This window comes from Nonomuraea sp. NPDC059007 (genome assembly GCF_042740555.1).
Taxonomy (GTDB): domain Bacteria; phylum Actinomycetota; class Actinomycetes; order Streptosporangiales; family Streptosporangiaceae; genus Nonomuraea.
Window position 1 is genome coordinate 413,211 of record NZ_JBHYJD010000002.1, and the last position, 23,708, is coordinate 436,918.

Annotated in this window: 26 protein-coding genes; 15 read left to right on the top strand and 11 right to left on the bottom strand. The window is 70.4% G+C overall.

The genetic code is table 11. The features are described from left to right. Positions 1 to 269: 269 nt before the first annotated feature. Entirely contained in the window at positions 270 to 1,145 is an 876-nt protein-coding gene (locus ACFWY5_RS04795; RefSeq protein ID WP_379630538.1) for a pentapeptide repeat-containing protein, read from the top strand. Here the strand turns inward: ACFWY5_RS04795 and ACFWY5_RS04800 are convergent. Together ACFWY5_RS04800 and ACFWY5_RS04805 are read right to left on the bottom strand one after the other, a co-directional pair. Next, positions 1,111 to 1,503: a hypothetical protein gene (locus ACFWY5_RS04800; RefSeq protein ID WP_379630539.1), complete on the bottom strand. Its 393-nt coding sequence runs from the start codon at positions 1,501 to 1,503 to the stop codon at positions 1,111 to 1,113. The two genes, ACFWY5_RS04795 and ACFWY5_RS04800, sit on opposite strands and share 35 nt — an antisense overlap. Positions 1,504 to 1,935: 432 nt before the next feature. Next, positions 1,936 to 2,334, bottom strand: a complete 399-nt coding sequence (locus tag ACFWY5_RS04805) for a metalloregulator ArsR/SmtB family transcription factor (RefSeq protein ID WP_379630540.1) — start codon at positions 2,332 to 2,334, stop codon at positions 1,936 to 1,938. An 80-nt stretch (positions 2,335 to 2,414) separates the two neighbouring features. Here ACFWY5_RS04805 and ACFWY5_RS04810 point away from each other — a divergent pair, with 80 nt between their 5' ends. The 3 genes from ACFWY5_RS04810 (at position 2,415) to ACFWY5_RS04820 (ending at position 5,482) form a co-directional block, all read left to right on the top strand. Then, complete coding sequence (locus ACFWY5_RS04810) at positions 2,415 to 3,509, top strand: flavin-containing monooxygenase (RefSeq protein WP_379630541.1); 1,095 nt, start codon at positions 2,415 to 2,417, stop codon at positions 3,507 to 3,509. Positions 3,510 to 3,641: 132 nt separating this feature from the next. Continuing rightward, entirely contained in the window at positions 3,642 to 5,051 is a 1,410-nt protein-coding gene (locus ACFWY5_RS04815; RefSeq protein WP_379630542.1) for an FAD-dependent oxidoreductase, read from the top strand. A gap of 44 nt (positions 5,052 to 5,095) precedes the next feature. Continuing rightward, positions 5,096 to 5,482 carry a metalloregulator ArsR/SmtB family transcription factor gene (locus ACFWY5_RS04820; protein WP_379630543.1) on the top strand — a complete coding sequence of 129 codons (387 nt, stop codon included), beginning with the start codon at positions 5,096 to 5,098 and terminating at the stop codon, positions 5,480 to 5,482. Between the two features lie 54 nt (positions 5,483 to 5,536). On the opposite strand, the gene ACFWY5_RS04825 is transcribed toward ACFWY5_RS04820, so the two are convergent. From ACFWY5_RS04825 to ACFWY5_RS04835, 3 genes are read right to left on the bottom strand one after another with little or no spacing between them, the layout of a single operon-like run. Next, positions 5,537 to 5,932, bottom strand: a complete 396-nt coding sequence (locus ACFWY5_RS04825) for an arsenate reductase ArsC (RefSeq protein ID WP_379630544.1) — start codon at positions 5,930 to 5,932, stop codon at positions 5,537 to 5,539. Beyond that, on the bottom strand, positions 5,925 to 6,995 hold the full coding sequence (gene arsB, locus ACFWY5_RS04830; protein ID WP_379630545.1) for an ACR3 family arsenite efflux transporter: 1,071 nt from the start codon (positions 6,993 to 6,995) through the stop codon (positions 5,925 to 5,927). Before arsB ends, ACFWY5_RS04825 begins: the two co-directional genes overlap by 8 nt. A 4-nt stretch (positions 6,996 to 6,999) precedes the next feature. Beyond that, positions 7,000 to 7,341 (bottom strand): ArsR/SmtB family transcription factor, encoded by a 342-nt coding sequence (locus tag ACFWY5_RS04835; RefSeq protein ID WP_379614357.1) that lies wholly within the window; start codon positions 7,339 to 7,341, stop codon positions 7,000 to 7,002. 187 nt (positions 7,342 to 7,528) lie between these two features. Between ACFWY5_RS04835 and ACFWY5_RS04840 the strand changes: the two genes are divergently transcribed. After that, positions 7,529 to 8,290: a DinB family protein gene (locus ACFWY5_RS04840; RefSeq protein WP_379630546.1), complete on the top strand. Its 762-nt coding sequence runs from the start codon at positions 7,529 to 7,531 to the stop codon at positions 8,288 to 8,290. A 219-nt stretch (positions 8,291 to 8,509) separates the two neighbouring features. Here ACFWY5_RS04840 and ACFWY5_RS04845 read toward each other — a convergent pair whose 3' ends face one another. After that, on the bottom strand, positions 8,510 to 9,754 hold the full coding sequence (locus tag ACFWY5_RS04845) for a GNAT family N-acetyltransferase (RefSeq protein ID WP_379630547.1): 1,245 nt from the start codon (positions 9,752 to 9,754) through the stop codon (positions 8,510 to 8,512). Beyond that, positions 9,751 to 10,080, bottom strand: a complete 330-nt coding sequence (locus tag ACFWY5_RS04850) for an ArsR/SmtB family transcription factor (protein ID WP_379614353.1) — start codon at positions 10,078 to 10,080, stop codon at positions 9,751 to 9,753. The genes ACFWY5_RS04845 and ACFWY5_RS04850 overlap by 4 nt, the downstream gene beginning before the upstream one ends. 114 nt (positions 10,081 to 10,194) lie before the next feature. On the opposite strand from ACFWY5_RS04850, the gene ACFWY5_RS04855 reads away from it, so the two are divergent. The 3 genes from ACFWY5_RS04855 (at position 10,195) to ACFWY5_RS04865 (ending at position 13,183) form a co-directional block, all read left to right on the top strand. Further along, entirely contained in the window at positions 10,195 to 10,698 is a 504-nt protein-coding gene (locus tag ACFWY5_RS04855; protein ID WP_379630548.1) for a VOC family protein, read from the top strand. Positions 10,699 to 10,828: 130 nt separating this feature from the next. Next, the gene (locus tag ACFWY5_RS04860; protein ID WP_379630549.1) at positions 10,829 to 11,794 is read left to right on the top strand and encodes a fibronectin type III domain-containing protein; all 966 of its coding nucleotides are present in this window, start codon (positions 10,829 to 10,831) and stop codon (positions 11,792 to 11,794) included. Positions 11,795 to 11,944: 150 nt separating this feature from the next. Continuing rightward, on the top strand, positions 11,945 to 13,183 hold the full coding sequence (locus tag ACFWY5_RS04865; protein WP_379630550.1) for an SGNH/GDSL hydrolase family protein: 1,239 nt from the start codon (positions 11,945 to 11,947) through the stop codon (positions 13,181 to 13,183). A 39-nt stretch (positions 13,184 to 13,222) separates the two neighbouring features. Here ACFWY5_RS04865 and ACFWY5_RS04870 read toward each other — a convergent pair whose 3' ends face one another. After that, a complete protein-coding gene (locus ACFWY5_RS04870; protein WP_379630551.1) occupies positions 13,223 to 14,077 on the bottom strand; it encodes a haloalkane dehalogenase in 855 nt (284 codons plus the stop codon). An 82-nt stretch (positions 14,078 to 14,159) separates the two neighbouring features. Here ACFWY5_RS04870 and ACFWY5_RS04875 point away from each other — a divergent pair, with 82 nt between their 5' ends. Further along, positions 14,160 to 14,591 carry a MarR family winged helix-turn-helix transcriptional regulator gene (locus ACFWY5_RS04875; protein ID WP_379630552.1) on the top strand — a complete coding sequence of 144 codons (432 nt, stop codon included), beginning with the start codon at positions 14,160 to 14,162 and terminating at the stop codon, positions 14,589 to 14,591. On the opposite strand, the gene ACFWY5_RS04880 is transcribed toward ACFWY5_RS04875, so the two are convergent. Continuing rightward, positions 14,569 to 15,954: an MFS transporter gene (locus ACFWY5_RS04880; RefSeq protein WP_379630553.1), complete on the bottom strand. Its 1,386-nt coding sequence runs from the start codon at positions 15,952 to 15,954 to the stop codon at positions 14,569 to 14,571. The two genes, ACFWY5_RS04875 and ACFWY5_RS04880, sit on opposite strands and share 23 nt — an antisense overlap. Before the next feature lie 77 nt (positions 15,955 to 16,031). Here ACFWY5_RS04880 and ACFWY5_RS04885 point away from each other — a divergent pair, with 77 nt between their 5' ends. After that, positions 16,032 to 16,502, top strand: a complete 471-nt coding sequence (locus ACFWY5_RS04885; protein WP_379630554.1) for a winged helix-turn-helix transcriptional regulator — start codon at positions 16,032 to 16,034, stop codon at positions 16,500 to 16,502. Here ACFWY5_RS04885 and ACFWY5_RS04890 read toward each other — a convergent pair. Both ACFWY5_RS04890 and ACFWY5_RS04895 read right to left on the bottom strand, forming a co-directional pair. Then, on the bottom strand, positions 16,427 to 17,794 hold the full coding sequence (locus ACFWY5_RS04890; protein WP_379625152.1) for a hypothetical protein: 1,368 nt from the start codon (positions 17,792 to 17,794) through the stop codon (positions 16,427 to 16,429). The genes ACFWY5_RS04885 and ACFWY5_RS04890 overlap by 76 nt on opposite strands. A gap of 51 nt (positions 17,795 to 17,845) precedes the next feature. Further along, entirely contained in the window at positions 17,846 to 18,544 is a 699-nt protein-coding gene (locus ACFWY5_RS04895; RefSeq protein ID WP_379625150.1) for a polysaccharide deacetylase family protein, read from the bottom strand. A gap of 194 nt (positions 18,545 to 18,738) precedes the next feature. Here ACFWY5_RS04895 and ACFWY5_RS04900 point away from each other — a divergent pair, with 194 nt between their 5' ends. Genes ACFWY5_RS04900 through ACFWY5_RS04920 form a run of 5 tightly spaced genes read left to right on the top strand, consistent with a single transcriptional unit; the run spans position 18,739 to position 23,616 of the window. Then, the gene (locus ACFWY5_RS04900) at positions 18,739 to 20,676 is read left to right on the top strand and encodes an arabinofuranosyltransferase (protein WP_379630555.1); all 1,938 of its coding nucleotides are present in this window, start codon (positions 18,739 to 18,741) and stop codon (positions 20,674 to 20,676) included. A gap of 16 nt (positions 20,677 to 20,692) precedes the next feature. Then, positions 20,693 to 21,430: a glycosyltransferase family 2 protein gene (locus ACFWY5_RS04905; RefSeq protein WP_379625146.1), complete on the top strand. Its 738-nt coding sequence runs from the start codon at positions 20,693 to 20,695 to the stop codon at positions 21,428 to 21,430. Next, the gene (locus ACFWY5_RS04910; RefSeq protein WP_379630556.1) at positions 21,427 to 21,765 is read left to right on the top strand and encodes a DUF2304 domain-containing protein; all 339 of its coding nucleotides are present in this window, start codon (positions 21,427 to 21,429) and stop codon (positions 21,763 to 21,765) included. Before ACFWY5_RS04905 ends, ACFWY5_RS04910 begins: the two co-directional genes overlap by 4 nt. A gap of 2 nt (positions 21,766 to 21,767) precedes the next feature. Continuing rightward, the gene (locus ACFWY5_RS04915; RefSeq protein WP_379630557.1) at positions 21,768 to 22,193 is read left to right on the top strand and encodes a GtrA family protein; all 426 of its coding nucleotides are present in this window, start codon (positions 21,768 to 21,770) and stop codon (positions 22,191 to 22,193) included. After that, the gene (locus ACFWY5_RS04920; RefSeq protein ID WP_379630558.1) at positions 22,156 to 23,616 is read left to right on the top strand and encodes a hypothetical protein; all 1,461 of its coding nucleotides are present in this window, start codon (positions 22,156 to 22,158) and stop codon (positions 23,614 to 23,616) included. Before ACFWY5_RS04915 ends, ACFWY5_RS04920 begins: the two co-directional genes overlap by 38 nt. Positions 23,617 to 23,708 lie beyond the last annotated feature (92 nt).

Consider the following 23,708-nt stretch of genomic DNA (forward strand, 5'->3'; position numbering starts at 1 on the left):
ACCTGACCTGCGCCAAAGTTTCGTCACCACTCCCGACCACACCCCACGCTTACGGGCCCGGTTGGACGCCGACAAGCGGGGCTGGGCTCGCGAGGTCGAATGGCATCAGGCCGTGGTTCGGCGGCTCGAAGCGCTCCTTGCTGGCCTCGTACAAGGCCCTCATCCTGACGATACCTTCGCCGCCTGCCGTAAACGGTGATCGAGAAGGGGGTTTGTCGGGGTCGAATGCGAGACTCCGCGCATGAATCTCCTGCTATCAGGCGGCCAACGTGAATACGTCTGAGCGGTTCACCCTCCAGCCGACCAATGAAGGGTGGCGAAGCGCGCGGATCGCTCGCGGAGAGCTCAGTGACCAGCGGTTCCAGCTGCCGGCCGGTGTGACCGATGTGATCTTCGACCGCGCACGGCTGGTGAACGTGGACTTCACCGAGACGCGGTTCCCCTGCTTCATCGCCAATGGCAGCGCGTTCGACGGATGCGACTTCTCCGGTGCCGCCTTCGAACAGCTGTTGATGGGCAGCACCAGCACGGGCATCGGCGGACAAGAGTGGGACGGCGCCATGTGGCCGCAGACCACCTTCCGCAACTGCACCTTCCGTCGCACCCGCCTCGCGGAGCGAACCTTCTTCGGCAACGTGCGGTTTGAGCGGTGCGTGTTCGACCGATCTCGGCTGCGAGATCATACGGCCACTTTCGAGGCCGAGTTCGTCGATTGCGTCTTTCTCGGCCGCGTGCGAAACATGAACTTCTGGGGCCGCCCGGCCGATCGCGACCAGGCCGTACTCGGCAGGGGCCACAATGACTTCACCGGCAACGACTTCACCGGCGCCGAGCTCGACAACGTTTCCTTCCGCCACATCGACCTGCGGGCCCAGCGCTTCCCCGGTCTGCCCAGCTACGCGCTCCTCGACCGGATCGCCGAGCGGGCGAGTTCGGTGCTGCCGCTGGTCGACAGCTGGCCGGACGAGAAGCACCGCCAGGAGGCCCGTTCCGCACTGGAGTTCCTCGCCGACACGGCGCGCGCATGGACCGACGATCAGGCTCTGGTAAGCCCGGCGAGTCTGGGCCGCAAGCTCCCGCCCGCCCTCCGCGAAGAGCTGTTCGCCGCGTTCAGACGCACATCCAGCGATACATCCCGTGGCTGAGCCGCACCGCCTCGCGGGCCAGGTCCCGCAAGGCGGTGATGCGTTCGATCTCGTACTCGTTGAGCAGTTCGTCCTCGGCATACTCACGCAGCCGAGCATCTTCTATGGCGGCGAGCGCGGCGGCCGTCTCCGGCATCACCCGGTCCACGCCCGATTCCTCACCGTCGTCCACGACGACCTCGCTGTCGCCGAACTCGCTGACGTCGCGCCCGCTGAGCTCGGCCACCAGGTCGCCAAGTTCGTCGATCCAGCCCTTGCAGTCGACATACGGCAGCTTCACATACCCCGGCCCGCTGGACAGAGCCCGCTCGGCCGACTCATCGGAGTCCGCCGTGAAGTAGTCAACCAAGACGCCCATGGTCGAACACCTTATCGATCAAGCCAACCTGAGGACAGAGACCGCCTCAGGATCGCTTGGCGTGCAGGTCCTGCACGACGGCGGCTGCCGCCGCATGGTCGGCGTCCAGCTGAACATGCAGGAGGCCTGGCACCGGCCAGCCCGCAAGATCGCTTTCGGCAACTGCGCCAGCGCTACCGCGAGGGCACAAAGGACCAGCTCGGCGCGCTCGGGCCGGCGCTCAACGCGGTCATTTGGCGACATCGACGCGCCGTCCAGCTGCGTGAGCAGGGCTTCCCGGTAACCGAACAGACGTGCGCCAGGTTGTCGCCGATCGCTTGGTACCACTTCGCCGCGCCTTAACTCGCGCTGAGATCACCGCCACCCTGCGCGTCTTCCACGAGGGGCGAGCAGCCCGCCCGAACGCCATGAGGGAGAACCTGCAGCGGCTGTTCAGCAGCAGTGCTGCAGGTAGGCCTGGAGTTCGGCCAGGGCGGCGGTGCTGGTCTGTTTGTCGGCCCGGTAGAGCACGGTCTTGCCGTCTTTGCGCGAGGTGAGGATGCCTCCGCGGCGGAGTTCGGCGAGTTGTTCGCTGGCGCGGGGCTGGGCCAGGCCGGTGGTCTCGGCGACCTGGCCGACGGTGAGTTCGGCGCCGTGGGCGAACAGCAGCATGACACGCTGGCGGACGGGGCTGGCCAGGGCTTTGAGGAAGGCGTGCACGGCCGGGCTGAGCTCGGCCACCTCCTGCCCGAGCGCGGCGCCGTCAGCGGGGGCCGGGCAGCAGGACGCGCCGCTCGTCTCCGGGCCGGGGGTGTCCGGCACGGTGTCCTGTGTGGCGTTCTGCTGCGTCATGCTCCTCCTCGTCCGATCAGATCCCACCATCATATCGCTGCTTTGACATATCTGAAATTAGCGATATATGTTCCGGTGTCATGACTCAAACCCCTGAACCCGTCGTGATCGTCGGCGGCGGTCAGTCCGGCCTGGCCGCCGCCCGTGCCGCCCTTCAGACCGGGTTGCGCCCGTTGATCCTGGAAGCCTCCGACGCGGCGGAAGGCTCCTGGCCGCGCTATTACGACAGCCTCACCGCGTTCTCACCGGCCCGCTTCAGCGCGATGCCGGGCCTGGACTTCGACGGCGACCCCGACCGCTACCCGCATCGCGACGAGGTCGCCGGCTACCTGCGCCACTACGCCGCCCTGCTGGACGCCGAGATCCGTACCGGCACCCGGGTGCGGGCCGTTGAGAACGCCGGCGACCGGCGCCCGGGTGCATTCGTGGTGCGTACCGAGAACGGAGAGGAGATCGAGGCCGCGGCAGTGGTGGCGGCGTCCGGCTCCTTCGCCCGTCCGGTCCGCCCCGACCTGCCCGGCGCCGGCACCTTCGCCGGCCGGGTGCTGCACGCGGCCGACTACCGCGACGCGAACGATCTGGCCGGGCAGCGGGTGGTGGTGGTCGGTGGCGGCAACTCCGCCGTGCAGATCGCGTACGAGCTCACCGGGACGGTGGAGCGGGTGAGCCTCGCCTCGCGGGCCCCGCTGACCTTCCTGCCACAGCGGCGGGACGGCCGGGATGTGCATCACCGGCTGGTCTCCAGCGGCTTCGACGACCTGCCGCCCGCCTGGCTGATCCACCATGTGCGGTCGCGGCTGGTGATGGACGTCGGCGACTATGCCAGTGCCGTACGGGACGGCCGTCTGGTGCGCCGGCCGATGTTCACCGCGCTGGACGGCGAGCACGTGGTGTGGGCCGACGGGCAGCGGGAGCGGGCGGACGTGCTGCTGCTGGCCACCGGCTACCTGCCCGACCTGGACTACCTGGCCCCGCTCGGCGCGCTGGACGAACACGGCCTGCCCGTGCATCAGGGCGGGCTGTCCCTCATCCGGCCGGGCCTGGCCTATCTGGGGCTGGAGTTTCAGCGTTCGTTCGCCTCCAACACCCTGCGCGGGGTTGCGGCCGACGCCGCGCACATCATGGGCCCGCTGGCCGCGCACGCCCGCCACGCCCCGGCCCAGATCGGCCTCTGAGCGCGGCCCTCGGCACCGTCGCTGATTCGACGGCCAGCTAATTTGACATTCCTCTAATTAGAGGCGCACTATGGGCACTGCTTCGACAATCATCTAAACAACCCCCCTTCGCACCCTGAGGAGAGTCCTGCCATGAGCAACAGCTGCTGCGGCACCACCACCGCGCTCGAACTCGAGCAGATCGTGCACAGCCCCGACCCGGCAGGTCTGCCGGTCGTGGTCATCGGCGCCGGCCCGGTCGGCCTGGCAGCCGCCGCCCACCTGGCCGAACGCGGCCAGCCGTTCCTGGTGCTGGAGGCAGGTGAGCGGATCGCCGCCTCCGTCGCCCGGTGGGGACACGTGCGGGTGTTCAGCCCGTGGAAGTACAACATCGACGCCGCCGCCCGCCGCCTCCTTCGCGCCGACGGCTGGAGCGCCCCGGACGACGAATGGCTGCCCACCGGCGCCGAACTCATCGACGACTACCTCGCCCCGCTGGCCAAGCTCTTCGGCGAGCGCGTACGGCTCGGCGCCAAGGTCGAGGCGATCAGCCGTGAAGGCTACGACCGGGTCCGCACCAACGGCCGCGACGGCGTGCCGTTCCTCATCCGCCTGGAAAGCGGCGAAGAGCTCCAGGCCCGCGCGATCATCGACGCCTCCGGCACCTACGAGACCCCGAACGTCCTGGGCGCCAGCGGCCTGCCCGCCCACGGCGAGCAGCAGGCCGTCACTGATCAACGGATCGACCACGCCCTGCCCGACGTGCTCGGCGCGGACCGCGAGCGCTACGAGGGCAAGCACATCCTGGTCGTCGGTGCCGGCCACTCGGCCGCCACCACCCTGCTCGCCCTCGCCCAGCTCTCGGCCGGCACCCGCATCACCTGGGCCATCCGCGCAGGCGGCGCGAGCCGTACCTACGGTGGCGGCGACGCCGACGCCCTCCCGGCCCGCGGCGCACTCGGCACCCGCCTGCGCTCCCACGTCGACTCCGGCCGTATCCAGCTCGTCACCGGCTTCTTCACCCACCGCGTCGAGCGCGACGGCGACGAGATCACGGTGATCAGCCGTGACGCGTCGGGCCACGAGCGGAACCTGGTCGCCGACCGGGTCGTCGCGGCGACCGGCTACCGCCCCGACCACACCATCGCCAGCGAACTCCGCCTCGACCTGGACCCGATCCTGGGCTCCACCCGGCGGCTCGCCCCGCTGATCGACCCCAACCAGCACTCCTGCGGCACCGTCCCCGCGCACGGCGTCGACGAACTCGCCCACCCCGAACCCGGCTACTACGCCGTCGGCGTCAAGTCCTACGGCCGCGCCCCGACCTTCCTCATGGCCACCGGCTACGAGCAGGTCCGCTCCGTCATCGCCGCCCTGGCAGGCGACTGGGCGGCCGCCCGGGACGTTCAGCTCGACCTGCCCGAGACCGGCGTGTGCTCCTCCAACCTGGCCGAAGCCCAGGAACAGCGGGTGGGCCTGGCCACCGGCATCAGCGGCGGCCTGCTCAGCACTCCGCTCCCCCTCGCTGTTTCGGCCGAGAGCGGCGGGAACTGCTGCGGCTGACCACCGCCTATAGTTAGATTGACGTCGAACCAAGGAGTCGTGCCATGGCCGCCCCCGCAAGCGTCGCCTGCTGCGCGCCGATCGCCCGCGAGCCGATCTCCGAGAGCGACGCGGCCGAGGCGGCAGTGCTGCTCAAAGCGGTCGCCGATCCGGTACGGCTGCGCCTGCTGTCGATGATCGGCTCCCACGCGGGCGGCGAAGCGTGCGTATGCGACCTGACACCCGTCTTCGACCTGACCGCCCCCACGATCTCCCACCACCTGAAGATCCTGCGCACCGCCGGACTCATCGACGGCGAACGCCGCGGCACCTGGGTCTACTACCGCATCATCCCCGAGACCGTGAACAAACTCGGCGCCCTGTTCGCGCCCCTGGGCGAGGTCGCGCCCGCTTCCAGCGGCGCCGTCGACATGGAGTTCGTCTCGCTCTGATCAGGCGGGGGCGGATCTCCGGCGCGCTCCTGGAGCGGGTCGAGGAGGTGGTCGTCAGGCCGGCAGCAGGTCGGCCAGGAGTTTCTCGACGCGGTTCTTGATCTCGTCGCGGATCGCCCGCACGGCATCGATACCCTGGCCGGCGGGGTCGGAGAGTTTCCAGTCCTCGTAGCGTTTGCCGGGGAAGATGGGGCAGGCGTCGCCGCAGCCCATGGTGATCACGACGTCGGACGCCGCGACCACGTCCGTGGTGAGGACTTTGGGCTGGACGCCGGTGATTTCGATGCCGGCCTCGCGCATGGCCTCGACGGCGACCGGGTTGATCTGGTCGGCGGGCGCGGATCCGGCCGAGCGGACCTCGATCTGGTCTCCGGCCAGTTCGCGGAGCCATCCGGCGGCCATCTGGGAACGTCCGGCGTTGTGCACACAGACGAACAGCACGCTAGGCACGGTTGAGCTCCTCGCTGAACAGGCGCCGGCCCCACAGGCTGACGTAGACCAGGGCGACCAGGACGGGCACCTCGATGAGCGGTCCCACCACCCCCGCGAGGGCCTGGCCGGAGGTGACGCCGAACACGCCTACCGCGACCGCGATGGCCAGCTCGAAGTTGTTGCCCGCCGCGGTGAAGGCGAGTGTCGTGGTGCGCTCGTACGGCAGGCCGATCGCCCGGCCGGCCAGGAACGAGCCGCCCCACATCAGCGCGAAGTAGGCCAGCAGCGGCAGCGCGATCCGGGCCACGTCCCACGGGCGCTCGCTGATCGTGTGGCCTTGGAGGGCGAACAGGATGACGATGGTGAACAGCAGGCCGTACAGCGCGATGGGGCCGATCTTTGGCAGGAACCGCCGCTCGTACCAGTCGCGGCCTCGGGTGCGCTCGCCGAGCTTGCGGGAGGCGTACCCGGCGGCCAGCGGAATGCCGAGGAAGATGAGGACGTACTGCGCGATGTCCCAGGCGGAGACGTCCAGGGTGCTGCCCGCCAGGCCGAGCCAGCCGGGCAGCAGTTCCAGGTAGAACCAGCCCAGGGCGCCGAAGGCGATCACCTGGAAGACCGAGTTCAGGGCGACCAGGACGGCGGCGGCTTCGCGGTCGCCGCAGGCCAGGTCGTTCCAGATGAGGACCATGGCGATGCAGCGGGCCAGGCCGACGATGATCAGGCCGGTGCGGTATTCGGGCAGGTCCGGCAGCAGCGCCCAGGCCAGCGCGAACATCAGCGCGGGCCCGAGTACCCAGTTGAGCACCAGCGAGGACAGCAGCAGGCGGCGGTCGCCGGTGACGGTGCCGAGGCGGTCGTAGCGGACCTTGGCCAGCACCGGGTACATCATCAGCAGCAGACCCAGCGCGATCGGCAGCGAGATCTCGCCGATCTTCACTGCTTCCAGGGCGCCGTCCAGGCCAGGGAGCAGGCGGCCGAGCAGCAGTCCGGCGGCCATCGCGGCGCCGATCCACACCGGCAGGAATCGGTCCAGCGTGGACAGGCCGGCGATCACACCCGGGCTCGGTCCAGGCGTCATGGTGCTACGCCGCAGCCGGGGCGCCGAGGATCGCCGACAGCTCGCCCAGCGTCTCGGGGACGAGGCGATAGTAGACCCAGGAGGCGCGCCGCTCGGAGGTGAGCAGGCCGACGTCCTTGAGGACCTTGAGGTGGTGGCTGATGGTCGGCTGGGACAGCTCGAAGGCGCCGGTGATGTCGCACACGCACACCTCGCCGCCCTCGCGGCTGGCCACGATCGACAGGATGCGTAGCCGTACCGGATCACCCAGCGCCTTGAACACCCGCGCGACACCCGCGGCCTGCTCGGCGTCCAGCGGCTCGCGCGCCAGCGGCGGGCTGCACTCCAAGATCTGCAGCAGCTCCATGCGCTCTTCCTTATAGATGACCATCGATATTGATCAATGTCTATGCTACAGGTCGGCCAGCAGGGCGCGCACCCGGCCGGCATTTCGGGACGCCCGCTGTCACATTTATGCACGGGCGGGTGAACAGCCCTCTCCTGCTCGGGGGCAAGAGTGGCGCGGGCGGGACGCGGTGCGGAAGACTGCGTCGATGGCCGCTGAGTACACCCAGAGCGATCAGTTCCGTGGTGCCCGCATCCACCTGTGCGACCTTGCCGGTCTCGAGATCCGCGACTGCGAGGTCACCGGCCTGAAGATCGTCGACTGTTATGGGAGCGACGTCTACCTCGGTGGCGCCTTCGAGCGTCTCGTCGTCAACGACGTCGACGTGACCGCCTACGTCGAGGCCGAGCTCGACCGGCGGAACCCCGCGCGGGTGCTGGCGCGTGACGCCGCGTCCCCCGGCGACTACCGGGCCGCGTGGGACGCCATCGAGGCGCTGTGGACGGCGACGCTCGACCGCGCCAGGCTGTTGCCCGAGGCAAAGCTGCACGAGCGGGTCGACGGCGAGTGGTCGCTGGTCGAGACCCAGCGGCACCTGCTGTTCGCCGCCGATGCCTGGCTCGGCAATGCCGTTCTGGAGGAGGAGGCGCCGTACCACCCGCTGGGCTTCCCCTACAGCGGGATGCCGGCCGACGCGACGGCGCAGCTCGGTCTCACTCTCGAAGCCACCCCGACGCTCGACGAGGTGCTCGCGCCGCGGCTGGCCCGCATGGCCACGATGCGGCGGGTCGTCGACGGGCTCACCGAGGCCGAACTCGACCGGGTATGCGGTCGCAAACCGGCGGACCCGTATCCCGACCAGGAGTACGTCGTGCGCCGCTGTCTCAAGGTGGTGCTGAAGGAGGAGGCCGAGCATCACCGTTACGCGGTGCGCGACCTGGCCGTGATCGAGGCCGGCTCGATCGGCTGACGTTCGAGGCGGGGATGGCGAAGGCCCCGGCGTCCTGCGACGGCCGGGGCCTTCCACGTGTGCGTACCGGTGTGCGTGTCGCCTCTCGGCGAAAGGCTCAACGCGGCTCCAGCCGAACGGTAGTCCGCGAAGGCGAAAGGTGAGGCCCGGGGACACTGGGCACACCGGCCACGAGAGATGTAACCACCTGGCGCCTGCCGATGTTCCCTGACCCGGGATTCAGGTTCCGGTCACGGTGCTGCGGCGTTCGATCAGCAGCACGTCCCGCCACAGGCCGTGGTGGCGGCCGACGCGTTCGCGGGTGCCCACGACGCGGAAGCCGAGCGCCTGGTGCAGCGACAGGCTGGCGGCGTTGTCCGGGAAGACGCCCGACTGGATCGTCCACACGCCCGCGTCCTCGGCCGCGGCGATGAACGCGGTCAGCAGGGCCCGGCCGATGCCGTGGGCCTGGCAGCCCGGGTGCACGTACACGCTGTGCTCGACCACGCCGGCGTACACCGGCCTGCTCGACACCGCGGAAGCCGCGACCCAGCCGACGACCTCGCCGGTCTCGGTGTCGACGGCGACGAAGCGCGGGTGCGGCAGCTTGCCCGCCTCGAACCCCTCCCACGAGGGCGCCACCGTCTCGAAGCTCGCCTGGCCGGTGTCGAGCCCGGCCTGGTAGATGGCCAGCACCTGGGCCGCGTCGCCGGCGCGCATCGGCCGGATCTCCAGGCCGGGCCCGACGGCCGGCTTGACCGCCTGGACGATCGCCGAGTGCACGCCGTCGCCGTGGCCGGCCGTGAGCGTGATGGCCACCCGCACGAACCCGGCCGCCGCGAGCAGGGCGCGGTAGGTGCCGATGCCGAGCGCTCCGGCGGCGCAGCCGATCCGCTGCTCGGCCGCCGCCTGCCGTACCGGATCGGCGGTGTTGTCGACGACCACGTCGCTCACCCCGAACAGGCCGCCGGGGCGCAGCACCCGGAAGGCCTCGGCCAGCACCGCGGCCTTGTCGTCGGACAGGTTGATCACGCAGTTGGAGATGACCACGTCCACGCTGTGGCCGGGCAACGGGATCCGCTCGATGCCGCCGTGCAGGAACTCCACGTTCTCCATTCCGGCCTGCTCGGCGTTGCCGCGCGACAGCTCGACCATGTCCGCGCTGGCATCCAGCCCGTACGCCTTGCCGTACGGGCCGACGCGGCGGGCCGACAGCAGTACGTCGATGCCGCCACCAGAGCCCAGGTCCAGCACCGTCTGCCCGGCGCGCAGCTCGGCGACCGCGACCGGGTTGCCGCAGCCCAGGCTCGCCAGCAGCGCGCCGTCCGGCAGGCCGGCCAGGTCGTCGTAGCCGGCGGTGCCGAAGCCGCCGTCGGCGAAGGCCCGCGGGCCGCAGTCGAGGGCGGGCTCACCGTTCATGGCCTGGCGGGCCAGGCCGGAGTAGCGCTGAACGATCTCCTCGTCGGCCATCATCAGCTCCTTCACTCGCACATGGGTGGTTCGGGGACGGGCTTGCCCATGACCACGTCGGCCGCGGTCGGGAAACAGCTCACGCAGTTCTCGTTGATCCGGTACAGGCCGGCGGTGCCCCGACGCTCCACCAGCACGAAGCGCACCTCGGCCAGGATCTTCAGGTGGTGGGAGACCGTCGACTGGCCCACCCCGGACGCCTCGACGATCTCGCCGACCGTCATCGGCTCCCGCCGCCGGGCCAGCAACGACACGAGCTGGATCCGGGTGGCGTCGGCGAGCGCCTTGAACCAGCTCGCGTACTCCTCGGCCTCGGCCCGGCCCAAGGGCTTCTCATTCATCGTTAATCGACGATAGTCGATTATTCAAGCCTTCGCCAGCCTGCCGCGCGCGAGGGTGTCCACTGGGCCCTATTGCGGCAGGAAACTGGCCGCGATCGTCTCTAGCCTCGCCGCATGGAGATGACCAAGCAAGATCCCGAACCCCAGGGCGAGAACACCGTCAACGGGTTCGTCGTCGTTGACGGAGCCGCGCCGTTCATCGACTTCCTCGTCGCCGTCTTCGATGCGACCGAGCGGACCGAAGCCCGCACCCCCGACTTCTACGCCGGAGACGGAACGCTGATCCACGCCGAAGTCAAAATCGGCAACTCGTTGCTCATGGTCGCTGACCGTAAGGCCGGCTGGCCGTTCACTCCGGCCCTGACCCAGGTGTACGTCGCCGACCCCGAGGAGACGATGCGCAGGGCCGTCGAACGCGGTGCGACCGTCGTCACCCCGGTGTCTCCCTTCTACGGCGGGTACGGCATCGCCCGGTTCCTCGACCCGTGGCGCAACCTGTGGTGGCTGTTCTTCCCGGCGGCCGGGGAAGAGCCGGACTGGGAGGAATCCGCTGAACCCAGCCCCGTGTACACGACGCTGCTCGACACGATGGTCACGCTGGCCGACCCCAAGGGCTGAGGCACAGACGCACAAATCCCGGACGGGTGCGTTCAGGCTCCTTCGCCAACGCGGGTCAGGCGGGGGCGAATCCAACGTGTGGTGTGCGGACGTATTACGGGCAGGTGCCGCCCACGAAGGGAAACCAGAGATGATCAAGCGCCTGTCCAGGTTCGCCGCCATCCTCGCCGCCGTGGCGGTGGCCGCGGTGATGTCGTCCCCTCCGAGCACGGCGGCCGTCGCCCTGTCCGCGCCGGAGCCGCTGCGGGTCGACACCGTCTCCGCGACGCAGATCTCCTTCCACTGGTCGCAGAACACGTCGGGGAGCGTGGGCATCCTTCGCGGCCGGGTCTATCAGAACGGGGCCCTGGTCGCGACCACGCGGCTGCAGCGCTACACCGCTTCCGGGCTGGTTCCGGGCGCCACGTACTCCTTCCAGGTGATCGCCGCCGATGACGCCGGGAACACCTCGCCGCCGAGCCGTACCCTCACGATCACCACGCGCGGACCGGGTGTGGTTCCGCCAGGACCGGCGAACCTGCGGGCCACCGAGGTGGCCTCCGCGCGGGTCGGGCTCGCCTTCGAACAGCCCGACGACAGCTGGGACATCAGCTATTACGAGGTTCTCGACGGGGGCGCGGTCGTCGCCACCATCCCCGCCGGGCCCTTCGACGGGATCGAGACGATCGGCCTGGCGGTGCGGGGGCTCACCGCGCAGTCGTCGCACGCGTACGTGGCGCGGGCGGTTCGCGGGGCCATAGGCGTGTCGCCCTCGTCGAACACCCTGACGCTCGACACGCTTCCGCGTACGGACCTGGCCGCGCCGTCGGCTCCCACCGGGCTGGTGGCGAAGACGGCCAGGTACGCCTGCTTCACCGTCGATCTGACCTGGAACCAGTCGAGCGACAACGCCGATCCGCAGCCGGCGATCGACTACGAGGTCCTGGTCAACGGCACGCACGACGGCTGGGTGCGCGGTGCAGGCGCGTACACCATCGGCATCGTGCCCGTGGGGGACAACACGATCGCGGTCCGGGCCGTGGACAGCTCCGGCAACGCCTCCGCCGCCGCCACGACCACGTTCGTGCGTTCGCCCAGTTGCGGCGACGACGCCTGACACCAACCGTGGGCTGCTCCCTACGTCGTAGTGCCTGGCGGGAATCTGCGTTGAACGTGGTAGCCGGACGAGCGCCCGCAGGGCGATGATCGCGGGCGGCGCCGCGGCGATGATTTCCCCACATGTACGACTTTCGTGAGGAGACATCCATTGCGTGTCCTGTCCCGAAGAATCGCATCCACGCTGGCCCTCGTGCTCGCCGCGGTGACAGCCGGTTCCGGAGCGGCGCTGGCCGAGTCCGCGGCGGGCGGCCCTCGCGGCTGGGCCGCCACCTGGGCCGCCTCGCCGCAGCGGCCGGGCGTGAACTACACGCCGAACTGGTCGCGGGAGGGCTTCTCCCAGCAGACGGTCCGCCAGGTGGTCCGGGTCAGCGTGGGCGGGGTGGCGGCGCGGGTGCGGCTGTCCAACGTCTACGGGACCACGCCGCTGAAGGTCGCGGGGGCCACGGTCGCGCGTACCGCGGACGGCGCCGCCGTCCGGCGTGGGTCGCTCCGGCATCTCACCGTGAACGGGGCGAGGGCCTTCACGGTCCCGGCCGGGGCCGAGATCGCGAGTGATCTGGTGCCGCTGCCCGTGGAGGCCTTGGGTTCGCTGACGGTCACGCTCTATCTCGCGGAGCCGACCGGTCCGGCGACCTACCACGCCCAGGCCATCGCGCCCAGCTACCGCGCGAGCGGCGACCACCGGGCCGACGTGGGCGGCGCGGCGTTCACCGAGACGACCGTGTCCTGGTACTACCTGAGCGGCGTTGACGTCATCGGCGGTACGCATCGCCGTGGCGTGGTCGCCTTCGGAGACTCGCTGACCGACGGCTACGGGTCCACGCCGGGCGCCGACAACCGCTATCCCGACGAGCTGGCCGAGCGACTGGCCGCCGTGGGCCGGCCGCGTGCCGTACTGAACCAGGGGATCGGCGGGAACCGGGTGACGGTCGACTCGGCGCAGCTCGGTGACAAGGGCACGTCCCGGTTCCGGCGCGATGCCCTGGGCCAGCCCGGCGTGGGCACGGTCATCGTCCTTGAGGGCATCAACGACATCGGGATGAGCCGGACGTCCACCGACGTCTCCGCGCGGCAGGTCATCGCCGGGCACCGTGAGCTGATCCGGCAGGCGCGGGCCGGGGGTGTGCGGGTCATCGGCGCGACGCTGCCGCCGATGAAGGGTTCGCAGTACTACGACGCGGTCAGCGAGGCCAAGCGGGACGAGGTCAACGCCTGGATCCGCACGTCGGGTGAGTACGACGCGGTGGTCGACCTCGACCGGGTCCTCGCCTCGTCCTCCGACGGGGACCAGCTCGACCCCGCCTACGACTCCGGTGACCATCTGCACCTCAACGACGCCGGGTATCGCGCGGTGGCGTACGCCGTCGATCCCGCCGACCTGCGCTGACGCGACCCCCGCCGGGGGCGCGCGGTCGCTCGTGGAGACTCAGCGGAGCCGGTTGCGGTCGGCCCAGGCGGCGATCGCCGCCGCGATCCGCTCCGGCTGGTCTTCTGCGGCGTGGTGGCCCGCGGCGCCGGCGTACTCGATCTCCAGCGCCGCCACCGCGGACCTGCTCCACTCGGCCACCTCGGGCGTGATGAGCAGGACGGGCGAGCCGTCGAAGGTGAGCAGAAGCTTGGGGGTCTCGTGGCTGGCCGTGAGCCACTTCCCGTAGTCGGCGATGCGGCCGGCCACGTCGGCGGGCTCGCCGTCCAGCGGGATGGACCGGGCCCAGGCCAGGATCGGGCGGCGGCTCTCGGGGGTGGGGAACGGCGCGAGGTAGGCCGCCTTCTCCTCCTCGCTCACCGGGGTGAGTACGCCGCCGGTGTAGGCGGTCTGGATGAAGTAGTCGGTGCTCAGCACCAGTTCTTCGCCCTTGGGGGAGCGGATGGCCTCGGAGCGGGCGCGTGGGCCCTCGCCCAGTTCGGCCCAGGACAGGGGGCGCAGGAAGGTTTCGAAGACGGCGACGCCGCGTACCTTGCCGGGGTGGCGGGCGGCCCGGTCGAGGGCGAGCGCGCCGCCCCAGTCGTGGCCGACGAGCACGACGTCCTCCAGGCCGAGCGCGTCGAACCAGGCGTCCAGGTAGCGCGCGTGGTCGGCGAAGGTGTAGCCGATGCCGGGCTTGCCCGAGCGGCCCATGCCGATCAGGTCGGGCGCCAGCAACCGGCCCTCGCCGACCAGCGGGAGCACCTTGCGCCACATGTGGGAGGAGGCGGGGTTGCCGTGGAGGAAGACGATCGGGGTGCCGGAGCCGGTTTCTTCGTAGTGGATGGTCGAGCCGAGAACCTCGATGGTGGGCATCGCGTACTCCGTTAGTCAGATAAACGTTAGTGACACGAACGAAATTACATCGTTAGTGCCACTAACGCAATAGCCTTGGCTCATGGAGAACACCCCGGCCCGCCTCAGAAGGGTGCCGAGCAGACTGCTGGGCCTGGCCGCCGCCCAAGCCGACCGGGTGGTGACCTCCAGGTTCGCCGAGCTGGGCGCGCGCAAGTGGCACTACAGCGCCCTGGTCGCCCTGCACGACTCCGGGCCGGCCAGCCAGGCCGAGCTGAGCGACCGGACCGGGATCTATCGCAGCGATCTGGTCGCCGTCATCAACGAGCTGGCCGAGCGTGGGCTGGTCGAGCGTACGCCGGACCCGGACGACCGGCGGCGCAACGTCATCTCGCTGACGGAGGCGGGGCGGGAGCAGTTCGTCCGGCTGGAGGCCGCGCTTGCCATCATGCACGAGGAGTTCCTCGCCCCGCTGACCGAGTCCGAGCGAGAGCAGCTCATCGACCTGCTGGTCAAGCTCGTGTTCCCGCAGTAGGTCGCGCCGCCGTTCCCTTCGGGGCCCGGCGCGGCAGCATCACGATCGCCGCCAGCAGACCCACCACCCCGATCCCCGCCGAAGCCATGATCGCCGCCTGGTATCCGGAGGTCAGCGCCTCCGGTGAGGGGTTGGGGCCGGAGACGGTGGTGGCCAGGGAGACGAGGGCGGCGACGCCGATGGAGATGCCCACCTGCGGGGTCACGTTGAACAGGCCGGAGGCCAGCCCCGCCTCCTCCGGAGTGGCCTCCGCCGTGGCGGCGATGGTGACGGCCACCACCAGCAGGCCGAAGCCGATGCCGGTCAGCAGCTCGGGGGCGAGGAGCGCGCCGAGGAAGGTGCTGGTGGGGGTGATGCGGAGGTACGCGACGGCTCCGGCGGTGATCAACGCCATCCCGGTGACGGCGGTGGCGCGGATGCCGAACCGGCTGACGAAGCGGCCGCCCACGGTCGAGGCGGTCAGGGCGATCGCGATGGAGATGGCGACGACCGACAGGCCGGCTTCGGTGGCGGAGTAGCCGAGGACGTACTGCGTGTAGAGGGTGAGGATGACGAACAACGGCTGGGCGGCGGCGGCGACCAGGAACATGATCGCGTTGCCCGCGCGCAGCAACGGCTTGCGGAAGATCGAGAGCGGCATCAGCGGGTTCTTGGAGCGCGACTCGACGACCAGGAACAACGCCAGGACGACGACGGCCAGCCCGCCCAGGGGCAGGGACGACTCCACGACCGCGTACATGAGCAGGCCGAGGCCGGCCGTCGAGGTGACCGCGCCCAGCACGTCGAAGCCGCGGGCGCCGGAGGGCGCGACCTGGGGGAGCAGGCTGAGCGCGAGGACGGCGACGACCACGCCCACCGGGACGTTGACGTAGAAGACCGAGCGCCAGCCGAGCCAGTCGGTCAGCACGCCGCCGAGCACGACGCCGGTCGAGGCGCCCACGCCGCCGACCGCGCCCCACAGGCCCATGGCCCGGTCGCGGTCGGGGTCGCCGTCGAAGATGGTCATCACCAGCGACAGCGCGGCGGGCGCGACAAGAGCCGCGGCCATCCCCTGTACGGCCCGCATCGCCACGACCAGCACCCCGCCGGAGGCGAGCCCGCCGAGCAACGAGGCGAGCGCGAACAACAACATCCCGGCGACGAACACCCGCCGCCGGCCGAAGAAGTCGGAAAGGCGCCCGCCGAGCAGCAGCAGGCCGCCGAACACGAGCGAGTAGGCCGTGTGCACCCACGACAACTGCTCCTGGCCCATGCGCAGGTCCTGGCCGAGGAGCGGCAGCGCGATGCCGACGATGGTGGAGTCAAGGATGAGGACGAACTGGGTGGTGGTGAGGAGGGCGAGGGCTGTCCACTTGTTCTTCACGATGCTTCCTTAGGGAACGACTTGTAACAGTGGACATCGTGTGTGACTATCAGGGTCCTACGGAAGAAGGCACTTTCATGTCCCAGGGGAACACCGCTGTACCAGACCAGCTCAAGACGCTGGCGGACGCTCAGGCGCTCATCGACTCGGGCCAGTGCCCGATCCCGCCGCGCGAGATCCTCGACCGGATCGCCGGAAAGTGGGCGATCCAGATCATCGTGGTCGCCTCACGGGGCCCGGTCCGTTTCACGGAGCTGGAGCGCACGGTCGAGGGCGTGAGCCGGCGCATGCTGACGCTGACCCTGCGCAACCTGGAGCGCGACGGCATGCTGGAGCGCACGGTGTATCCGACGGTGCCGCCGAAGGTGGAGTACCAGACCACGCCGATGGCTTTGGAGCTGTATGAGGCGCTGCTGACGGTGACCAACTGGTCGCGCAAGCACAGCGCCTGCGTCGCGCGGGCGCGCGAGAACTACGACCGGCGCCTGAACGAAGAGGCCAGCAGTGGCAACAGCATGACGCCGACGAAGATCGGCGTGGCCATGTAGCGGAAGTCCTGGGCGGAGATGTTGGCCAGGATGGCCAGTTGCTGGCCGAGGACGATGGCGGCGACGCCGAGCACGTACCGGTTGCGCAGCGACCAGGCGGCCAGCGCGAGCGCGAGGTAGGACAGGTACGACCAGAGGGCGCCCCGCCACAACATCCAGTCGACGGCCTTGTCGAGCGTGACGTCCAGCCAGGTGCCGGCAAGCGTGTTCAGGCCCTCGTTGAGCGGGCGCAGGGTGAAGACCTCGCGGCCCCGGTAGTCGGGCACCTGGTCCTCGCCGATGTAGGAGTCGGCGTTGGGGCGGCGGGAGAAGCGGTAGGTGTCGCCGCCGGTCTCCTCGTCGTCGGCCCAGAGCTGCCAGGCGATCGCGCCCCTGCACAGGCGGGTGTCCACGACCAGGCCGGGCTCCTTGATCAGCAGCCGCTTCCACAGGTCGAGCAGTTCGGTGGCGTGGGCGTCGGCCTGCGGCCAGCTGAAGTCGCCGCGCCAGATCAGCGGGTTGATCGTGTGGCAGGTGCCGCCCTTGTCCCAGCGTTTGAGCGGCGCGATCGTGGCGAGCATGGCCCGGTCGCTGTTGTCGAACAGGTCGGGACGCTCGTGGAAGGCGACCGCGATGTCGCCGAAGGCGGTGTGGTAGACGTACGTCTTGCTCGGCGCCGAGATCCCGACCAGCGGGAAGATCAGGTTGCTGAGCAGCAGGGGGATGGCGGCCGCCGCGGTGCCGAGCAGCGCCAGCCGTACCCTCAGAAGGGGCACGACCAGCAGGAGCGCGGCCACGGCGATCGCCACGACCAGGAAGCCGTTGGCGCGGAAGAGGCCCAGCAGCGTGAACAGGGCCGACAGCGCGGCCAGGCGGCCGTTGGTGAGGTCGCGGTCGGCGGCCACGCGCGCGCAGACGCCGGCGATCGCGACCGCGCAGATCGTGAACGGCACGTCCTTCCACAGCGCGACGGAGAACGCGCCGAGCGGCGGCAGGAACGCCAGCAGGATCGCCATGGCGTTGGTCCAGCGCGGCGGCGCCCCGAGCGCGATCAGCGCCCGCGCGAGGAACGTGAGCGTGAGGGCCATCGCGGTCGTCTGCAGCAGCGTCACCGCGCCGAGATCGCCGGTGAGCCGCATGCTGAGCCACAGCACGGAGTCGTAGAGGACCGAGTGGTCGCTGATCCACGGTCCGGCCAGGGTGTGGCTCAGATAGAGGACGGAGTCACGGCTGAACAGGCCGGGGTAGAAGGCCGCCCACCAGCAGAGCAGCACGATCTGGATGGGCAGAAACGTGGAACGGAGAACGCGCATGAGTCCTGAGGCCGGGGAGGGTGCACCTTGGGGGCACACCCTACCCGCCCATTACGGATATACCATTCCCGGCGCCAGTTTCTTGGCCCCGGCAAGCTGGGGCACGGTGACGAGCGTGTAGCCGCGCTTCTTGAGCTCCTTGATGATCTCCGGCATCGCCCGCACGGTCTGCGGGACGGTCTCGTGCATCAGGATGACCCCGTCGCGCCTGGCCAGCCGCAGCACCGCCGCCTTGATCTTCTTGACGTCGCGCGACTGCCAGTCGAGTGTGGTGCCGGTCCACATGACCTGCGACATGCCCTCCTGCGCGGCCAGCTCCACGATGCGCTCGTCGGTGTGCCCGTACGGCGGGCGGAACATCTTCGGCGTGATCCCCGCCACCCGCTCGACGATTTCCTGCGTGAGCCGCAGCTCGGTCGTGACCTGCTCGTCCATGAGCGAGGGCAGCGACGGGTGCCCGTAGGTGTGGTTGCCGATCGCGTGCCCGTCAGCGACGGTCTTCTTCAATACGGCCGGCCGCCGCTCCACCTGCTTGCCCATGACGAAGAACGTCGCCTTGACCTTCGCCTTCTTGAGCACCTTGAGCAGCTCGGGCGTCGTCTTGCCCGGTCCGTCGTCGAACGTCAGGGCCAGGCACTTGGCCTTCGCGCAGTTGACCTTCGCCGCCTGCGCGGGGATCGCCGGAAGGACCGTTCCCGCCACGAGTCCCGCCACGAGCCCTGCCAGCACCGCCACTCCACGCCCGACCACCGGGCACCACCTCCCCTTCGCGAACCCCCGGCAAGTGTGGCATATCCGCGATATCCATCTTTCGCATCGTGCGACGGAATCACCTCCGGGGGAATTGATTGCCCCACCATTGGTATGTCGGGAGGTCAATCCGCGGCGCACCGGCGCCGATCGGCGAGAGGGTCGAGGGCGTGCGCCTGCTCACTCCTCGCATCTTGCCGGTCGCAACCGCCGCGGAGCCCGCGGTCCGGGCAGGGAGGGCGGCGCTGGTCGCCTTCGGCGTGTACACGGTGCTCCTGCCGCCGGCGCTCCTGGTGCCCGCTCTGGCCGGCGCCGACCCGTTCACGCTGCGCGGCACCCTGTTCCCGCTGGCCGTGGGCTTCATGCTGGCCGTACCGCTGCTCGCGGTGGCGCTCATGTGGCGGCGCCCGGCCGTCTACGACGTGGCCGCCGCCGCGTTCGCCGCGTGGACGGCGCTGGCCATGCGCGTGGCCCTGCACGGCACGCCGTTCGGCTTCGACGGGCTGTCCGGCGACATGGCCAGGATGGCCTCGATGGCCACCAGGTTCAGCGTGGTCACGGCCAGCAGCGACGGCATCGTGGAGGGCGTCGCCGCCGAGTACCCGCCGCTCTACCCCTGGCTGATCGGCCGCGCCGCCGCGCTCACCGGCATCCCCGCCTGGCAACTGCTGGCGGAAGCGGAGATCGTCTGGACCTCCGCCGCCGTCGTCGCCGCCTACGCCCTGTGGCGCCGCACCACCACCGCCCCCGTCGCGCTGGCGCTCGCCGTCTTCAGCCTGGTCGCGTTCTCCTACCCGTGGAAGGCCTACGAGGTCTTCGCGCTGGCCGTCTTCATCCCCTGGGCGCTCGGCACGCTGGCCGCCCGCCCGGGCGGGCGGATGCACTGGCTCGGCTCCGGGCTGCTGCTCGGCCTCATCGTCCAGCTCTACCTGGGTTTCTTCCTGTACGGCATAGCCGGCCTGCTGGCCCTGGTCGGCTACGCCTTCTGGCAGAGCGCCGACCGGTGGGGCCTGCTGTGGTACTTCACCAGGGTCGTGGCCATCGGACTGGCCGTCTCGGCCTGGTACGTGGCGCCGTACCTGGTCACCCTGGCCACGACCGGCGGCCAGAACGTCGCGGACCTGTACGCGACCCCGGCCGTCGCCGCCTCCTCCTTCCCGTTCATGCAGCCGTCCTTCCTGGGCGCGGTCGAGGCCGCCGGCCTGGTCGGCACGGTCGCGCTGCGCAACCGGACCTGGTGGGGCCTGCCGATGGCGCTGCTCATCGCCGGCACCTACGCCTACCAGGGCGCCTACGCCGTCGGCTTCGTGTTCACCGGGCACACCGGGATGGCGCACCACTCCATGCACCTGCTGCACGGCCTGCTGCTCGCCTCCGGCGTGCTGTCGCTGACCTGGCTCGTGCCGAAGCTGCCGGTGAAGCCATGGGCGCAGGTCGCGCTGGCCGTCTGCGTCGTCTGGTCCGGCAGCTACCTGTGGCGCGCCTGGTCGCCGGTGCCGGTGGGCTCGGCCGCCGCCTCGCACGCCGAGGGCGTGCACGCCGCGAGGGCGCACGCCGAGCCGTTGCCCGACGGCAGGATGCCCGCCACCGGCGCGGCCGGGCAGGAGGAACTGCGCCAGCTCGGCGCGGCCCAGCCCTGGGCCTTCCCCGTCGCCGAGATCCGCCGCGCCGTCCGCGAGCACTACGGCCCGCACGCCCGCCCGCGCACGCTGGCCGTCGACGAACGCCTCTACTCCTACCTGCCCTGGCCCGGCTACCTGCCCGTGGTCAGGACCGCCGCCCTCAGCGTCGTGCGCTGGGACGACAGGTACGCCGAGCTCCAGCGGCTGGCCGCCATCACCGACCCGGAGCGGTTCGCCGCGGCCACGCGGGCGAGCAGGTTCGGCGGGATCGACGTCTTCGTGCTGTGGGCGCGCAAGGCCGCCTGGACGTGGCGGCCCGTGCTGGCCGACGGCAGCACGGCGCAGTTCTCCCCGGTCCAGTTCTCGCCCCGGCACTTCGCGGTCGTGCGCGACCTGCCCGGCGGGATCGTCGTCGCGATCAGGCTGCCCGATCGTCAAGTCTCGGCAAGGAGTGAGCCAGGACCCTGCCGAGGCGCAGCGTGTGCGGCCCTGGACGCCCATGCTTCCTGACAGGGAGGGGGAAGCGATGCGGGTACTGATCATCATTCCTGCGTACAACGAGGAACAGTCGATCCGGCTGGTCATCGACGAGCTGGAATCGGCCTGCGGGTACGCCGACATCCTGGTCGTGGACGACGGGTCCGCGGACTCCACCGCGGCGCTGGCCGAAGCGAGCGGCGTGGCCGTGCTCCGCCTTCCCTACAACCTCGGCGTCGGCGGCGCCATGCGCGCGGGCTACCGCTACGCGCTGGACCGCGGCTACGACGTGGCGCTTCAGGTCGACGCCGACGGCCAGCACGACACGCGCTACATTGGCAAGCTGGTCGCCGCCGTGGAGTCGGCGGACATCGTGATCGGATCGCGCTTCGCGGGGGCGGGCACGTACACGAGCGCGAAGTTCGCCAGGCGCCTGGCGATGCGGCTGCTGGCCATGGTCGTCTCCGGCCTGGCCAGGACCAGGCTGACCGACGTGACCAGCGGTTTCAGGGCCGCCAACCGGAAGGCGATGGCGATCTTCGCCGTCCACTACCCGGTGGAGTACCTGGGCGACACCGTGGAGTCGCTGGTCATCGCGGTCCGCAGCGGCTGCGTGATCAGGCAGATCCCGGTCAAGATGCGGCCCCGCGAGTACGGCACGGCCAGCCAGTCGAGCCTTCGCGCGCTCGTCTACCTGGTCAGGGCCGGTGTGGCGCTGGGCCTGGCGCTGATCAGGCGCTGGGAACCGGTCGCCGCGGCCGAGGTTCCGGAGAGGGCCGGAGTATGAGCGTCTACATGCTGGGCCTGGTCGGCGCCATCGTCACGGTCTCGATCGTCTTCGAGATGCTGCGCCGCAGGAAACTGCGCGAGAAGTACGCCACGTTCTGGGTGCTGCTCGCCGGGGTGATCGTGGTGATCGCGTTGTTCCCCGACGTCCTGGCCGGCGCCGCCGCGATGCTCGGCGTGCAGGTGCCGGCGAACCTGCTGTTCTTCCTCGGCAGCCTCGTGCTGCTCGGGGTGAACGTGCAGCTCAGCTCGGAGCTCGGCCGCCTGGAGGAGCGTACGCGGACGCTGGCCGAGGAGGTCGCCCTGCTGCGACTGTCCAGCCGCGAGCACCGCTGAGCATGACCACGCTCAGGAGCCTGCTGCGCTTCCTGCTGGTCGGCGGGCTGAGCTACACCGTCGACCTCGGCGCCCTGTACCTGCTGCACAGCGTCCTGGCCGTCGGCCTGGCCCCGGCCACCCTCCTGGCGTTCCTGCTCGCGCTCGTCGTCAACTTCGCGCTCAACCGGTCGGTGTCCTTCGCCGCCGTGCCCGGCCGGATGCGCCGCCAGTTTCTGCGCTACTGCACGCTGTGCGCCGTCAACTACGGTCTCACCCTGGTCGGCGTGCTCGGGCTGGTCGAGCTCGGCACGCACTACCTGGTCGCGAAGACCGCCATGGTCGGCGTGGGCGTGGCCGTCAATTTCGTCCTCTGCCGCTACTGGGTCTTCCCCGCGGTGAGCCATCGGAGTGAGCGACCTGACTACCATCCAAGCGTCCCCGTCTGAGCGGACCACGATCGCGGCGAAGCCGTACCGGATCGACCGGCTGCCCGCCCTCGTCTTCACCGGCTGCCTGGCCGTCTACCTGCTGTGGTGGGCGGCCTTCTATCCCGGCCTGATGAGCTGGGACTCCATCACCTACGTGTGGCAGGTGACGACCGGCAACTGGCGCGCCGACCACTCGGTCCTCTACGACGCGCTGGTGTGGCTGTCGCTGGCCGCGACCGGCGACCTGGCCGCGCTCACCCTCGTCCAGGCCGCCGCCGCCGCGCTCACGCTGGCCGTGCTCGCGTGCGTGGTGCGCGACTTCGGCGTCCCGTGGGCGTGGTGCCTGGCCGCCGCCCTCGCGGTGGCCGCGCTGCCCGCCACCGGCACGTTCGTGGTCACGGTGTGGAAGGACGTGCCGTTCGCGCTGGTCCTGGTGCTCATGACGGCGACGCTGGGCCGCCTGGCGCTGCGCCGCCGCTCGTGGCCGCTCATCGCCGCGCTGGGCGGGGAAGTGCTGGTGCTGTGCCTGCTGCGCAACAACGGCTTCCTGTTCGCCGCCATCGCGATCGCCCTCGCCGTCATCCTGCTTCCGGGGACGCGGGTACGGCTGGCCGGCGCCGCCGCTGTCCCCCTGGCGACCGTCTACCTGGTCACCGCCTACGCCTACCCCGCGATGAGCGTGGACCCGGTCCGCCCCTGGCTGAGCTACGCCACGGCCTACTCCGACATCGCCGTCACCTACGCCCGCCGTCCCGGCGCCTTCCAGGAACGCGACCTGACGCTGATGGCGCGGATCGCGCCCCTGGAACACTGGAAGTCCAACGCCAACTGCCTCAACGCCGACACCACCCTCAGCGCTGGCTTCGACGTCGCCCGCGCCGACCGGCACTACAAGAAGCTCGTCGGCCTGTGGGTGCGGCTGATCAAGCGCGCCCCCGATGTGGTCACCGCCGCCCGGCTCTGCCGCGGCTCCGTGGCCTGGGTGGCCTTCCCCGCCCAGCCGGGCGAGCGCGTGCTCGTCGGCATGCCCAACGTCCCCGAAGACCTGTACGGCTGGCGCGCCTCCGGCCAGACGATGGCGGCCAGCCCGTACCGGCCGATCCTGGCCACGCGCCCCCTCTCGCAGACGCTGCACGACGCCGCGGTCTTCGTCAGGGGCCTGTCGCTGACCGAGCAGTTCGAGTGGCTGCTGTGGCGCGGCGCGACCTGGTGTTACCTCGTCTACGCCGCGGCGGCCGCGCTGGCCTGGGCCGGACGGCGGCAGGCGGCGCTCGTGCTGGCGGCGGTCGTGGCGGGGCACCAGCTCGCGGTGACGGCGGCCATCCCGGCGCAGCTGTTCAGGTACATGGCCGCGCCCATCATGATCGGGATCATGTTGCTGCCGATCCTGGTGGCGGTGCTGTCCAAGCGGCTGCGGAGACCGGCCGGCGAAGGTCAATAGATCGCCTGGTTTTCCTCTGCTCCCCACCAAGCGACCCGGTGATCGTGTCGCTTTTGGCCATGCTGACATGCGGTTTGCACGTCGATCGGGAG

Bases quoted from the DNA above. Each gene is read 5' to 3' on its own strand.
- ACFWY5_RS04815 (WP_379630542.1), top strand. From the start codon at position 3,642: ATGAGCAACAGCTGCTGCGGCACCACCACCGCGCTCGAACTCGAGCAG.
- ACFWY5_RS04870 (WP_379630551.1), bottom strand. From the start codon at position 14,077: ATGCCCACCATCGAGGTTCTCGGCTCGACCATCCACTACGAAGAAACC.
- ACFWY5_RS04910 (WP_379630556.1), top strand. From the start codon at position 21,427: ATGAGCGTCTACATGCTGGGCCTGGTCGGCGCCATCGTCACGGTCTCG.
- ACFWY5_RS04840 (WP_379630546.1), top strand. From the start codon at position 7,529: ATGGCCGCTGAGTACACCCAGAGCGATCAGTTCCGTGGTGCCCGCATC.
- ACFWY5_RS04805 (WP_379630540.1), bottom strand. From the start codon at position 2,334: ATGACGCAGCAGAACGCCACACAGGACACCGTGCCGGACACCCCCGGC.
- ACFWY5_RS04890 (WP_379625152.1), bottom strand. From the start codon at position 17,794: ATGCGCGTTCTCCGTTCCACGTTTCTGCCCATCCAGATCGTGCTGCTC.
- ACFWY5_RS04915 (WP_379630557.1), top strand. From the start codon at position 21,768: ATGACCACGCTCAGGAGCCTGCTGCGCTTCCTGCTGGTCGGCGGGCTG.
- ACFWY5_RS04810 (WP_379630541.1), top strand. From the start codon at position 2,415: ATGACTCAAACCCCTGAACCCGTCGTGATCGTCGGCGGCGGTCAGTCC.
- ACFWY5_RS04820 (WP_379630543.1), top strand. From the start codon at position 5,096: ATGGCCGCCCCCGCAAGCGTCGCCTGCTGCGCGCCGATCGCCCGCGAG.
- ACFWY5_RS04885 (WP_379630554.1), top strand. From the start codon at position 16,032: ATGTCCCAGGGGAACACCGCTGTACCAGACCAGCTCAAGACGCTGGCG.
- ACFWY5_RS04800 (WP_379630539.1), bottom strand. From the start codon at position 1,503: ATGGGCGTCTTGGTTGACTACTTCACGGCGGACTCCGATGAGTCGGCC.
- ACFWY5_RS04875 (WP_379630552.1), top strand. From the start codon at position 14,160: ATGGAGAACACCCCGGCCCGCCTCAGAAGGGTGCCGAGCAGACTGCTG.
- ACFWY5_RS04835 (WP_379614357.1), bottom strand. From the start codon at position 7,341: ATGGAGCTGCTGCAGATCTTGGAGTGCAGCCCGCCGCTGGCGCGCGAG.
- ACFWY5_RS04905 (WP_379625146.1), top strand. From the start codon at position 20,693: ATGCGGGTACTGATCATCATTCCTGCGTACAACGAGGAACAGTCGATC.
- ACFWY5_RS04850 (WP_379614353.1), bottom strand. From the start codon at position 10,080: ATGAATGAGAAGCCCTTGGGCCGGGCCGAGGCCGAGGAGTACGCGAGC.
- ACFWY5_RS04860 (WP_379630549.1), top strand. From the start codon at position 10,829: ATGATCAAGCGCCTGTCCAGGTTCGCCGCCATCCTCGCCGCCGTGGCG.
- arsB (WP_379630545.1), bottom strand. From the start codon at position 6,995: ATGACGCCTGGACCGAGCCCGGGTGTGATCGCCGGCCTGTCCACGCTG.
- ACFWY5_RS04855 (WP_379630548.1), top strand. From the start codon at position 10,195: ATGGAGATGACCAAGCAAGATCCCGAACCCCAGGGCGAGAACACCGTC.